Genomic DNA, 12,647 nt, shown 5'->3' with positions numbered 1-12,647 from the left:
CCGTCACCGGGATCAGTTGGTCGTCCAGAGCCGGAGTTTCTCCGGGTTGCGTACCGACCAGATCCGGGTGATCCGACCCTCCGTGACGAGGAACGCCAGTACCGCGACGACGTTGCCGTCCTGCTGTGCCACCAGGCCCGGCCTGCCGTTGACCGTGCGCTCGAGGAAAGAGATGTCCGGTACCCGGGTGGTGATGTCGATGGCGGTGCGCGCGATCCGATCACCGCCCTCGACGGGATGCGGCACGGTACTGACCAGACCGCCGCCGTCGGCGACCACCGTGGCGTGTGGATCGAGGAGACCGATCAGGGCGTCGATGTCCTTGGCTGCCCAGGCCCTCTTGAAATCCCTGACCACCCTGGCCTGGTGGGTCGCTGACGTCGCCCGAAGCTGTGTGGCGCGTACCCGGCGGCGGGCCGACGAGGCGAGTTGCCGGCAGGCCGCCGGGGTACGACCGACGATCTCGGCCACTTCGGTGAAGGAGTAGCGGAACACGTCGTGCAGGATGAGCGCCACCCGCTCGGCCGGTGTCATCGATTCGAGCACGACGAGGAAGGCCATATTGATCGACTCGTCGAGGGTGACCCGATCAGCCGGGTCGATGCCGGCGTCGTCCGGCTGTTCGCTGATCCACTCGACCCGTTCGGGCAGTGGCTCGGGAACCCATTCGCCGACGTAGCGCTCCCGTCTCATCCGCGCCGAGCCGAGCAGGTCGAGGCAGACGCGGCTGGCGACGGTGGTCAGCCAGGCACCGGGCACCTCGATGGCTTCCCGCTGCTGTGGCGCCATCGCGTACCAGCGGGCATAGGTCTCCTGAACGGCATCCTCGGCGTCGGTCACCGAGCCGAGCAGGCGGTACGCCAGATTGAGCAGTTGACGGCGTTCGCTCATGATCGCGTTCAGGCCGCCTCCTGGCGTCTCGTCGTTGCCCATGACGTCCTGCCTTCCCGTCGTTCGGAGACCGTCCTGGCCTTCCGACGAGACACGGCGGCGGACTGTGAGGTTGAGCCGCCTGACATTTTCGGCCACGACGTCGTCGGACCACTGAACGATCAACAAGCCACCGTGTGGTGATCAGGAAGGGACGGCTCAACATGCCCACATCCACGACGGCCGAGCAGGACGGCCTCACGTCGCGTCTGCCCGACCCTACGACGCTCTTTCCCGAACTGACAGCGCTCGCCGGTGCCTTGGCGAAGGCCACACTGAACGGTGCGATTCCGCCGGCCACCGTCGGACTCGTCCAGTTGCGCGCGGGCCAGATCGCCGGCAGTACGTATCACACCGTGCGCCAGTCCGGTCTCCTGCGCGAGGCTGGGGAGACCGAGGAGCGCATCGCCGCCGTCGTGTCCTGGCGGGATGCGCCCTACTTCACCCCGCCGGAGCGGGTGGCGCTGGAACTCGTGGAGTCGGTCCTCATGGGGAAAGCGTCCGGGGAACGGGTCACCGACGACCTGTTCGCGCGGGCGTCCGCCCACTACGACGACCTGGCGTTGTGGACGCTCACCCTGGCGATCGCCCAGATCTGCTTCTTCATCCCGGTCGCCGCGATCGCAAAGCCGATCCCTGGCAGGCCGTTGGGACAGAACTACCGCACCTGAACCTGTCTCGTGTCGATGATGTCCGCCGACAGCGCGGGGCCGGACCGTGGTGACGGTCCGGCCCCGCGCCGCGTTGGCGTCAGAGCATCCAGCGGTGACGCTGCACGAAGGGCAGGCGGGCCCAGAGCCGGCCCAGACCCCAGGTGTGCCCGGCGTACGCGGCGGCCAGGGCGACCAGGACCACGGCGTAGATCAGGTGGTAGTCGACCACCGGGTTGGTGGAGCCGGTCGGGTCGCCACCGGTGGTGAACCGGGCCAGCGGGAATTCGGCCAGCCACATCAGCGCCATCATCAGGGTGCCCGAGGCGGCCGCCACCCGCAGGCCGACGCCGACGATCAGGGCGAGGCCGATCGCGGCCAGGCCGACCATGAAGAGGGTGTTCGCCCACCACGTTCCGGCGATCGAGTGGGCCACCGACTGCAACGGGCCCACCTCGACGTTGGCGAGGAAACCCTTGGTCGGCGATCCGCCGTTGATCCAGGCCCGCTCGGCCGGGGTGGCGTAGCCGAGGCCGAAGGTCTTGTCGAGGAAGGCCCAGAGGAAGACGAGGCCGGTGGAGATCCGCAGCACGGCAAGGGCCCGGGCGGCGGTGACGGTCAGCATGGCGCCGGGCAGTTCGGCGTGCTCGAGCGGGCGCTCGATCGATCGGTGGGTGCCGTGGTGGATGGTCATCGTTGCCTCCGTGGTCAGCTTCTTACGTGACCACTCTCGCCCCGGTGCGGGTCGGCGCGCGCGGGCCGGAACACCCGAAGCCGGTGGGACCAAGGTCCCGACCTCGGCAGGCCCGTCGGCGCGCGGGCCGGGCGCCGTGCTCCCGGTCGGGAACACGGCGCCCCGCTGCCCTCGGGGTCTACGGCACCAGTGCCTCTGCCGCCGGGATCCAGGTGTCCTGGTCCTGGACGTCGGCCAGCGTCACCGACTCCGCGATCCTGGTCGTCTCCGCCACCGAGAGGTGCTCGGAGCTGACCTGCACCTGCACCTTGCCGTCGGCGCTCCACACGTTGCAGAACGTCGAGTCGTTCTGCAGGCACCGCGTTCGACCGGCTTCGGCCTGCTGGTTTGAGTTGGTGCTCGGGGTGACGAAGATGGTGAAGCTTCCCGGGATGTTTGCTCCATCGGAACCCCAGGGGGCGGCCAGCCCCGTCGTGGCCAGGGCCGGCTTCGTGTAGACCGCGCCGCCGTAGTTTCCGTCACGAGCTTCGGCGACGCCGTTGACGCCGGAGGTGGCGCGGGTGCCCAGTTCCACCGGGGTATAGCCGGAGGGCACGTGGCCCACCGTGAACGGCAGCGTGGCCGTCTCGGGCGGGCTCGGCTTCATGGCGGTGGCCAGCGCCGACAGCTCTTCGAAAGTGGGGGTGGCCTCGTGCGTGTACGCGGTGACGACCGCCCACGCGTCGTCGGCGTACTCCCAGGCGAGCTGCCGGCCGGCCGGGCTGGTGAAGGTCCACTGGACCGTGTCCCGCCCGGCCACTGTGCTGCTGGTGCCGCCCTCGGTGCCGGACGGGTCGAACGCGCCCGGCCGGTAGAGCGTCAGGTAGGCGGAAACACGCTTCTCGGACGCCCCTTCAGCGGTCTTCCGCTTCTCCGAGTATCGCTCAACTTCCAGGTCGGTGACGGCCCGGTCGTTGGTGACCATGCCATCGACGTACACCCGCGCGATCTGGTAGGCCGTGGACGCCACGATCGGATCCTGTACGCGCAGCTTGCCGGCGTCGAACGCCGTGAAGGTGAAGCTGAACGGCGGGGCGTCCGGCCACTCGGCCAGCACGTTCGGGGCGGCCGGAGCGGCGATGCTCTCGCCGGTCCCGGGTGCCACCTCGCTCGCCTGTCCGGAGGTGACCAGCGGCAGCGCGGACACGCCGGCCACCACCACAGCGACCAGCCCGGCCGCGCCGGCCGATGCGAACCCGGCCCGGCGTCGACGCTCGGCCTTCCGTCCGGCCCTGATGATTTCCTCGGTGCTGTGCGACAGCGGCGGCTCGTCCGCCGTCACCACGTCCACGACCTCACGCAACTGCACTTTCCCATTCCTCCATCCGATCCCCGGTGAGTCTGATCCGATCTGTCGCCAGCAGTTCCCGTAGCTTGGCGAGCCCGCGCGAGGTCTGGCTCTTCGCGGTACCGACGTTGCAGCCCAGGACAGCGGCGGTGTCCTCCAAGGACAGGCCCAGGTAGTGACGCAGGATCACGGCCGCCCGCTGGCGGGCCGGCACCGCGTCCAGCGCCGCCTTTATCCGCAACCGCTCGTCGGTGACGCCGTTCTGGTCCCCCGTCGCCACGTCCGGCATGGCATCGCTGGACGAGCGTTCCCGACGCCAGGGTCTCCGCTGCTCGTCGATGGCGGCCCGGTAGACCATGGTCTTGACGTACAGGTCCGGTCGGTCCAGCTTCCGCCAACGTGGATAGAGCTTGACCAGCGCGTTGGCGACGGCATCCTCGGCCATGTGCCAGTCCCCGCAGGTCACATAGGCCAGCTTGCGCAGTGCTCCCATCTGGGCGTTGACGAATTCTCGGAACGCTTGCTCGTCTGCGGCTCTCAACCGGCTGCCTCCCTCTGACGGAGGTAGAACGGTGGCCGCGACCCGAGAAGTTGCACGACGAGAGGTATGGGACTCAGACCAGGGGAAACCACGCGATCAGACGCTGCCCGCGACCGCCGGGTGGGGTTCGGGGCTCGGGCCGGGAGGAAAAGCCGGAACGCTCCCACGGTGCCGGCGTCCGCCGCCGTAGGGTTCGGGGCTCGGGCCGGGAGGAAGCCGGCAGGATTCGACGGTGCCGGCGTCCGCCGCCGTGGCGTCTGGGGCTCGGGCCCCAGGACAAATGACGAGCGCCCCAGGTCCGCGCCTTTCAGCGGACATGGAGCGCCAAAGCTCGTGCCCCCGGCAGGATTCGAACCTGCGCCCCCGCCTCCGGAGGGCGGTGCTCTATCCCCTGAGCTACGGGGGCTCAGCGACTGGAGAAGACTAGCAAACGCCTCACCCGATCGCCGAATCGGTATCGGCGCGTCAGGCGGCGAGCGCGCGTCCGCAACTGGGCAGCGGGTGCGGCACGATGCGCCGGGGGAGCCGGCGCGGCCACTCGTTGCGGGCCCACGAGCCGTCCACGATCAGGTGCACGGTCCGCCGCTCGGCACCGCTGAGCCGGTGCACGAACTCCCGGGGGAGCGGCGGGTCGACCGACGGGGTGGTGACCATGAACCGGACCCGCCCCCGTGAGGAGACCGCCGAGATGACGTCGGCCGCCGGCATGGTGCCCCGCAGCCGGACCCGACCCACCCAGTACACCTCGGCCAGGTGTTCCTGGGCCGCCCGGGTGATCGCCGGGTACTCGCTGCGTACCCACCGCTCGACCGCCCCGACGCAGAGCCCGCAGGCCCGCTCGCGGGGCTCGCGCGGACCCAACCCCCAGGCCCGCAGGTACGCCCCGACGACCCCCACGTCCAGCGTCAGGTCGAACTGCTGCTCGATGAGGGCGTGCAGGCTCTGGCGGGTCCACAGCTCCTCGTCCAGGCCGAACGCGTCGGGGTATCCGCCCCGAAGGGCGTCGATCAGTTCCAGCTCCTGTTCGCGGCTGAGTGTTCCCGGCTCACCCTGCCGCTGTCCGCGACGGACGGCTGCCACCGCTCCGTCACCGCCGATGGTGTGGCGTCGGCACCAGCTGGTGACCGAACGCCGCGCGTCTCTGAGTGCAACCCCCACGTCCGGACAACGAGTGCACTTCGCTCCAAGTAACCCCTAGAGGGAAAATCGGTCTTATAGCCCCAAGGTGGGGCGGAGGAGACGATCCCGATGGCACTCGGCTGCCTACGCGTCGCCGCCCCGCTCGAACAGTCGAGCGGGGCGGCGAGGGTTGCTTCGGGTACGAGCGGATCAACCGCCGGCAGGCTCCATCCGGCGCAGCTCGTTGATCTCTTTCTGCTGCGTCTGCTTCATGGCCTCGGCCATCCGGACCACCTCGGCGCGGTCGGAGACCTGCAACAGGCCGTCGGCCATGTGGACCCCACCGAGGTGATGATTGATCATCAGCTTGATGAAGAGGCGGTCGACCTCGACGCCCTGGGCCTCGTGCAGCTGGGTGATCTCCTCGCGGGTCGCCATGCCGGGCATCAGCCCGTCCTGGCTCAGCGGCACGGCGTCGGGCATCCACTCCATGGCCGGTCGCGAGCCGGTGGGCAGCAACTCCCACTCCTGCAACCAGCGCTGCATGTGCCCGATCTGAGCCTGCTGGGTCAGGGCCATGTCGTAGCCCATCTGCCGGATCGCCGGGTTCTGCGCCTTCGCGTACGCGATCATCGCCATCTCCACCGCCTGGGCGTGGTGACGGGACATGTCCCGGGCAAAGCCGGCCTCGGCCGAATCCTCGCCCGGGGCCCGGTCCGACACCAGGGTCGCGGCCGTCCACCCGATGCCGAGCAGCAGCACCGCCGCCATGACCAGGGTCAGGTAGCGCAGCGTCCGGGACGGCCGGCGGAGTTCGGTGCCGTTGCGTTCCGTCGGAGGTGCCTCCTGGATCGCGCTGGGCATGTCAGCCACCCGTCGGCGGAGCCAACTCGCGCGGCTCGGTGCCGGTGCCGGTGGTGTAGTTGCCGGAGGAGCAGGGCACGCCCGGCTCGATCGAGGCGTTCTGCGCCAGCGTGGTGGCGAACTCCTTGATCCGCGGGTCGTCGGCGCTGTCGACCTTGAGCTGGTAGCCCCACGCCTGGAGCGACACGGCGGAGTCCAGCCCCTCGTACGGGCTCATCAGCATGAAGTCGTTGCCCCGGATCACGCTGGCCAGCTTCTCGACGTCGGCGGCGGGCAGGTCCGGGCGGTAGGTGAGCCAGACCGAGCCGTGCTCCATGCTGTGCACCGCGTGCTCGGACGCGATCGGCGCGTCGTAGACGTCACCGAGGCACCGCTGCCAGGCGTTGTTGTGCGCGCCGCCGACCGGCGGGCTGTACTTGTATTCGATCTTGCCGGACTGGTGCGACTCGTAGGTGAGGCTGTCCGGGTCGGTCTCGCGGTAGTTGACGATGCCTGCGATGTCGGCCGCCTTGTCCTCCCAGGACTGGCTGCCCTTGAAGGTCGCCCAGGCGCCGAACCCGATGATCGACGTGGCGAGCACGCCGACGGCGACGAAGAGCGCGATCGGCCCCCACGACCGGCCCTGACTCACCTTCACCGGGGTGATCGGCTTACGCGGCCCCTTGCCGCCCCCCGCGCGCTGGGCCGATCCGGACTTGTTGGGGCCAGCCTTGGCGCCGGTCGCCTTGGCGCCGGCGGCCGGCCGTCCCGCCGCCGGCTTCTTGCCGGTGCTGACCACGGTCGGGCGGCGTTCCGGGCCGCCCGGGGTGCTGATACTCATCGTGCCTCGTCAGGTCGGTCGGTCAGGGGCTCTGGCGGGCCGGGTTCGGATGCTGGGTCGCCGCCGCGGGGACCGAGTCTACCCCCGATAACATGGTTCGGTGACTCCTGCAGAACTCGCCGAAGCCGTCCTCGCCGCCGCTCACGCCGTCTTCGCCGACCGAGAGCTGGACCGCTCCGCACTGCCGGAGCACACCACGGTCGAGCGGCCGCGCAATCCCGAGCACGGCGACTACGCTGCCACTCTGGCGCTTCAGCTGAGTAAGAAGGTCGGGCTGCCGCCCCGGGAGCTGGCCGCCGCGCTGGCCGCCGAGTTGGCCAGTACGTCGGGGATCAAATCGGTCGAGATCGCCGGCCCGGGATTCCTCAACATCCGGCTCGACGCCGCCGCCGCGGGACAGCTCGCCCGCTCGATCGTCGAGGCGGGCGAGGAGTACGGCCGAAGCGACCGACTCGCCGGCTTGAAGATCAACCTGGAGTTCGTCTCGGCCAACCCGACCGGTCCGGTGCACATCGGTGGCGTCCGCTGGGCGGCGGTCGGCGACGCGTTGAGCCGGCTGCTGCGGGCCACCGGCGCCGACGTCGGCACCGAGTACTACTTCAACGACGCCGGCTCGCAGATCGACCGCTTCGCCCGCTCGCTGCTCGCCGCCGCCCGGAACGAGCCGGCGCCGGAGGACGGCTACGGCGGGGCGTACCTCGCGGAGATCGCCGAGCAGGTCACCGCCCGGCGGCCCGACGTGCTGAGCCTGGACGACGCCGCTGCCCAGGAGGTCTTCCGGGTCGAGGGCGTCGCGTTGATGTTCACGGAGATCAAGTCCTCGCTGCGGGACTTCGGGGTCGAGTTCGACACCTACTTCAACGAGAAGGATCTGCACGATCGGGGCGAGCTGGAGCACGCCCTGGCCCGGCTGCGCGAGCAGGGCCACCTCTTCGACTCCGAGGGCGCCACCTGGCTGCGCACCACCGACTTCGGCGACGACAAGGACCGGGTGCTGCGCAAGTCCAACGGTGAGTGGACCTACTTCGCCGCCGACTGCGCCTACTACCTCGACAAGCGGGAGCGTGGCTTCGACCGCGTCGTGATCATGCTCGGGGCGGACCACCACGGCTACGTCGGCCGGATGAAGGCGATGGCGGCCTGCTTCGGTGACGACCCCGAGCAGACGCTGGAGATCCTCATCGGCCAGCTGGTGAACCTGGTCCGCGACGGCGCGCCGGTACGGATGAGCAAGCGGGCCGGCACCGTGGTGACCCTTGAGGATCTGGTCGACGCGATCGGAGTGGACGCCTCCCGCTACGCGCTGGCCCGGTACTCCAGCGACTCGCCGATCGACATCGACATCGAGCTGTGGACCCGGGCCACCCGGGACAACCCCGTCTACTACGTGCAGTACGTGGCGGCCCGTACGGCCAGCGTCGGCCGCAACGCCGCCGAGGTCGGCCTCACCCGGGGCGACGCGGCGTCGTTCCGGCCCGAGCTGCTCGACCACGAGAAGGAGAACGAACTGCTCAAGGCGCTGGCCGAGTTCCCCGCCGTGGTGGCCGCCGCCGCCGAGCTGCGGGAGCCGCACCGGGTGGCCCGCTTCCTGGAGGACCTGGCCGGGGCGTACCACCGGTTCTACGACAACTGCCGGATCCTGCCCCGGGGCGACGAGGCCGTCACCGACCTGCACCGGGCCCGGCTCTGGCTCAACGACGCGACCCGGGTGGTCATCGCCAACGGGCTGCGCCTGCTCGGCGTCTCGGCGCCGGAGCGGATGTAGCCGTGCGCGCGAGGAGTGAGCTGGCGAGCCCCGCAGTCGCGAACCCAGGGAGGCACTGATGCGGGCTCATGAGGCAGGCGCGCTGCACGGCGACATCGGCAACCGAGGGCCGGCCTGGCTGCGTACGCCGGACGACGTCAACGCCCTGGTGCCGCAGCTGTGGCCCCGCAACGTGACGCGCCGCACCGACGGCGCGCTCACCGTCGCGGGCCTGGGCGTACGCGACATCGCCGCCGAGTTCGGCACCCCGGTGTACGTGCTCGACGAGGACGACCTCCGCTCGCGCTGCCGGGACTTCCAGGCGGCCTTCCCGGACGAGGACATCTACTACGCCGGCAAGGCCTTCCTCTGCCGGGCGGTGGTCCGGATGATCGCCGAGGAAGGCATGTTCCTCGACGTGTGCAGCGGCGGGGAACTGGCCGTGGCGCTGGCCGGTGGGATGCCGCCCGAGCGGATCGGTTTCCACGGGAACAACAAGTCGGTGGCCGAGCTGACCCGGGCCCTCGATGTCGGGGTGGGCAGGATCATCGTCGACTCGTTCCACGAGATCGATCGGCTCACCGCGCTGGCCCGCGAACGCGGCGTACGGCCCCGGGTGCTGATCCGGGTCACCGTCGGGGTGGAGGCGCACACCCACGAGTTCATCGCCACCGCCCATGAGGACCAGAAGTTCGGCTTCTCGCTCGCGGGTGGGGCGGCCCTGAGCGCGGCGCTGCGCGTGCTCGACGAGGGTGTGCTGGAGCTGCGCGGCCTGCACTCGCACATCGGCTCACAGATCTTCGACACCAGCGGCTTCGAGGTCTCCGCCCGGCGGGTGCTGGCCCTTCAGGCGCAGATCCGCGACGCCCGCGGCGTCGAACTGCCCGAACTGGACCTCGGTGGCGGTTTCGGTATCGCGTACACCTCGCAGGACGATCCCGCGGCCCCCCACGACCTGGCCAAGCGGCTACGCAAGATCGTGGACTCGGAGTGTGCGGCGGAGCGGCTGGTCACACCGCACCTGTCCATCGAGCCGGGCCGGGCGATCGTGGGCCCGGCCGTGTTCACCCTCTACGAGGTGGGTACGGTCAAGGATGTCGATGGCATCCGGACGTACGTCAGCGTCGACGGCGGGATGAGCGACAACATCCGGACCGCCCTGTACGACGCGTCGTACTCGGCGACTCTGGCCTCCCGGGGGAGCGTCGCCGGCCCGATGCTCGCCCGCGTGGTGGGAAAGCACTGTGAGTCCGGGGACATCGTGGTGAAGGATGAATTCCTGCCCGCCGACGTGCAGCCCGGAGATCTTGTCGCGGTGCCCGGCACGGGCGCGTACTGCCGCAGCATGGCCAGCAACTACAACCACGTACCCCGCCCCGGCGTGGTCGCGGTTCGCAACGGCCGGGCCCGGCTGATCGTTCGACCGGAGACCGAAGAGGACCTGCTCGCTTTGGATGTGGGATGACGTCACCTGTACGCCTCGCCCTGCTCGGCTGCGGCACCGTCGGTGCCGAGGTGATCCGGCTGCTGCACGAGCAGTCGGCGGACCTCGCCGCCCGCGTCGGTGCTCCGTTGGAGATCGCCGGCATCGCCGTACGCCGGATCGGACGGGACCGCGGCGACCTGCCGGTGGACCCGGCCCTGTTCACCACCGACGCGCTCGGGCTGATCAAGCGGGACGACGTCGACGTGGTGGTCGAGGTGGTCGGCGGCATCGAGCCGGCGCGCGGCTGGCTGGTGGAGGCGTTGCGGGCCGGCAAGAGCGTGGTCACCGCCAACAAGGCGCTGCTCGCCGAGGACGGCGGCACCCTGCACGACGCGGCGGCTGAGGGGGGCGGTGACCTCTACTACGAGGCGTCCGTCGCCGGCGCCATCCCGCTGCTGCGCCCGCTGCGTGAGTCGCTGCACGGCGACCGCATCACCCGAGTCACCGGCATCGTCAACGGCACCACCAACTTCATCCTCTCCGCGATGCACGCCACCGGCGCCGGGTTCGCCGAAGCGTTGGAAGAGGCGACCGAGCTGGGCTACGCCGAGGCCGATCCGACCGCCGACGTGGAGGGCTTCGATGCCGCCGCCAAGGCGGCCATCCTCGCCTCGCTCGCCTTCCACAGCCGGGTCGCCGCCGCCGACGTGCATCGCGAGGGCATCACCGAGGTCACCGCCGCGGATGTGGCCAGCGCCAAGGCGATGGGCTGCACGATCAAGCTGCTCTGTATCGCCGCGCGGGGTGCGGACGGGCAGGGCCGGGAGGCGGTCAGTGTCCGGGTGCACCCGGCGATGATCCCGGTGACGCATCCCCTGGCCAGCGTGGGCGACGCGTTCAACGCGGTCTTCGTGGAGGCGGAGGCGGCCGGGCAGTTGATGTTCTACGGACGGGGTGCCGGTGGGGCACCGACCGCCAGCGCGGTGCTCGGGGATGTGGTGGCGGTGGCCCGCAACCGGCTCGCCGGGGTCCGCGCGGCAAGCGAGTCCGCCTACGCCGACCTGCCGGTACGGCCGATGGGGGAGGCGCTTACCCGCTACCACATCAGCCTCGACGTGGCTGACCGGCCCGGTGTGCTGGAGTCGGTGGCCGGGGTGTTCGCCCGGCACGACGTCTCGATCGCCACCGTCCGGCAGGGGCCGGCCGCCGGTGCCGCCGGCGCGGCCGGTGACGCCGTACTGGTCATCGTGACCCACGTCGCCCCGGACGCGGCGCTCGCCGCGACCGTCCAGCAACTGCGTGGACTGGACATCGTCCGTTCGGTGGCGAGCGTGCTGCGGGTCGAGGGCGGGTTGTGAGCGGCCGGATCAATCGCAGAGGCGAGGAGAGCGAGATGTGGCGTGGCCTGATCGACGCCTACCGGGACCGGCTGCCGGTCACCGATGCCACGCCGGTGGTTACCCTGCACGAGGGGAACACGCCGCTGTTGCCGGCGCCGGTGCTCTCCGCCCGGCTCGGCTGCGACGTGTACCTCAAGGTGGAGGGCGCCAACCCCACCGGCTCCTTCAAGGACCGGGGCATGACGATGGCCGTCTCCAAGGCGGTCGAGGCCGGTAACAAGGCGATCATCTGCGCCTCCACCGGCAACACCAGTGCCTCCGCCGCCGCGTACGCGGCCCGGGCCGGGATGACCTGCGCCGTCCTCGTGCCGCAGGGCAAGATCGCGCTGGGCAAGCTGGCTCAGGCGCTCGTGCACGGCGCCAAGCTGCTCCAGGTCAACGGCAACTTCGACGACTGTCTGGCGCTGGCCGCCAAGCTCGCCCAGGACTATCCGGTGGCCCTGGTCAACTCGGTCAACATCGACCGGCTGCACGGTCAGAAGACGGCTGCCTTCGAGATCGTCGAGGCGCTCGGCGACGCACCCGACATCCACTGCCTGCCGGTGGGTAACGCCGGCAACATCTCCGCGTACTGGATGGGCTACACGGAGGACCATGACGCCGGCAACGCCAGTCGGCGACCGAAGATGTACGGCTTCCAGGCGGCCGGTGCGGCGCCGATCGTGACCGGGCAGGTGGTGGCCGAGCCGTCCACCATCGCCACCGCCATCCGGATCGGCAACCCCGCGAGTTGGACGAAGGCCCTGGACGCGCGGGACACCTCCGGCGGCCTGATCGCGGCGGTCACCGATCGGGAGATCCTGTCCGCGTACCGGCTGCTGGCCCGGGAGGTCGGTGTCTTCGTGGAACTGGGCAGCGCGGCCAGCGTCGCCGGTCTGCTCCAGCAGGCCGCCGCCGGCCGGGTGCCGGCCGGGGGCACGGTGGTCTGCACGGTCACCGGGCACGGTCTGAAGGATCCGGAGTGGGCCATCTCCACCGCTCCCGCTCCCGTCACCATCGCCAACGACCCCCTAGTCGCCGCCCGCTCCCTCGACCTCGCCTGAACCCCCCCCGCCCCCGCCCTCGCCCCCCGCCCCCGAGCACCCGCCGATCATGCAGGTGTGGCGCCCGACAGGACGGACGAAACCCAAAA

At 70.5% G+C, this 12,647-nt stretch carries 12 protein-coding genes and 1 tRNA gene; 5 read left to right on the top strand and 8 right to left on the bottom strand.

What is annotated here, in order from left to right; all coding sequences use genetic code 11:
- Window positions 1-12: 12 nt before the first annotated feature.
- The gene (gene sigJ, locus KBX50_RS29490) at window positions 13-933 is read right to left on the bottom strand and encodes an RNA polymerase sigma factor SigJ (protein ID WP_247674658.1); all 921 of its coding nucleotides are present in this window, start codon (window positions 931-933) and stop codon (window positions 13-15) included.
- A gap of 134 nt (window positions 934-1,067) precedes the next feature.
- On the opposite strand from sigJ, the gene KBX50_RS29485 reads away from it, so the two are divergent.
- Window positions 1,068-1,601, top strand: coding sequence for a carboxymuconolactone decarboxylase family protein (locus KBX50_RS29485; protein WP_210941134.1), 534 nt, complete (start codon window positions 1,068-1,070; stop codon window positions 1,599-1,601).
- Window positions 1,602-1,680: 79 nt separating this feature from the next.
- Here KBX50_RS29485 and KBX50_RS29480 read toward each other — a convergent pair whose 3' ends face one another.
- The 7 genes from KBX50_RS29480 to KBX50_RS29450 form a co-directional block, all read right to left on the bottom strand.
- On the bottom strand, window positions 1,681-2,274 hold the full coding sequence (locus KBX50_RS29480; RefSeq protein ID WP_210941133.1) for a DoxX family membrane protein: 594 nt from the start codon (window positions 2,272-2,274) through the stop codon (window positions 1,681-1,683).
- A 178-nt stretch (window positions 2,275-2,452) separates the two neighbouring features.
- Window positions 2,453-3,622, bottom strand: a complete 1,170-nt coding sequence (locus KBX50_RS29475) for a hypothetical protein (protein WP_210941132.1) — start codon at window positions 3,620-3,622, stop codon at window positions 2,453-2,455.
- Window positions 3,609-4,142, bottom strand: coding sequence for a SigE family RNA polymerase sigma factor (locus KBX50_RS29470; RefSeq protein WP_210941131.1), 534 nt, complete (start codon window positions 4,140-4,142; stop codon window positions 3,609-3,611). Before KBX50_RS29470 ends, KBX50_RS29475 begins: the two co-directional genes overlap by 14 nt.
- 334 nt (window positions 4,143-4,476) lie before the next feature.
- A tRNA-Arg gene (locus tag KBX50_RS29465) sits at window positions 4,477-4,548 on the bottom strand.
- 59 nt (window positions 4,549-4,607) lie between these two features.
- The gene (locus tag KBX50_RS29460; RefSeq protein ID WP_210941130.1) at window positions 4,608-5,300 is read right to left on the bottom strand and encodes a winged helix-turn-helix domain-containing protein; all 693 of its coding nucleotides are present in this window, start codon (window positions 5,298-5,300) and stop codon (window positions 4,608-4,610) included.
- Between the two features lie 171 nt (window positions 5,301-5,471).
- Entirely contained in the window at window positions 5,472-6,125 is a 654-nt protein-coding gene (locus tag KBX50_RS29455; protein WP_210941129.1) for a DUF305 domain-containing protein, read from the bottom strand.
- 1 nt (window position 6,126) lies between these two features.
- On the bottom strand, window positions 6,127-6,945 hold the full coding sequence (locus KBX50_RS29450; RefSeq protein ID WP_210941128.1) for a DUF3105 domain-containing protein: 819 nt from the start codon (window positions 6,943-6,945) through the stop codon (window positions 6,127-6,129).
- Between the two features lie 100 nt (window positions 6,946-7,045).
- Between KBX50_RS29450 and argS the strand changes: the two genes are divergently transcribed.
- The 4 genes from argS to thrC are packed head-to-tail and all read left to right on the top strand — an operon-like array spanning window position 7,046 to window position 12,558.
- Entirely contained in the window at window positions 7,046-8,710 is a 1,665-nt protein-coding gene (gene argS / locus KBX50_RS29445; RefSeq protein WP_210941127.1) for an arginine--tRNA ligase, read from the top strand.
- A gap of 58 nt (window positions 8,711-8,768) precedes the next feature.
- Window positions 8,769-10,154, top strand: coding sequence for a diaminopimelate decarboxylase (gene lysA / locus KBX50_RS29440; RefSeq protein WP_210941126.1), 1,386 nt, complete (start codon window positions 8,769-8,771; stop codon window positions 10,152-10,154).
- Window positions 10,151-11,473 (top strand): homoserine dehydrogenase, encoded by a 1,323-nt coding sequence (locus KBX50_RS29435; RefSeq protein WP_093405384.1) that lies wholly within the window; start codon window positions 10,151-10,153, stop codon window positions 11,471-11,473. The genes lysA and KBX50_RS29435 overlap by 4 nt, the downstream gene beginning before the upstream one ends.
- A 35-nt stretch (window positions 11,474-11,508) precedes the next feature.
- A complete protein-coding gene (gene thrC, locus KBX50_RS29430) occupies window positions 11,509-12,558 on the top strand; it encodes a threonine synthase (RefSeq protein ID WP_093405528.1) in 1,050 nt (349 codons plus the stop codon).
- Window positions 12,559-12,647: the final 89 nt, after the last annotated feature.

Origin of the sequence: Micromonospora sp. C51, assembly GCF_018070435.1 — a bacterium.
GTDB lineage: Bacteria > Actinomycetota > Actinomycetes > Mycobacteriales > Micromonosporaceae > Micromonospora > Micromonospora sediminimaris.
The sequence above is the reverse complement of the archived record's forward strand: the minus strand, read 5'-3'. Positions and strand labels throughout refer to the sequence as shown.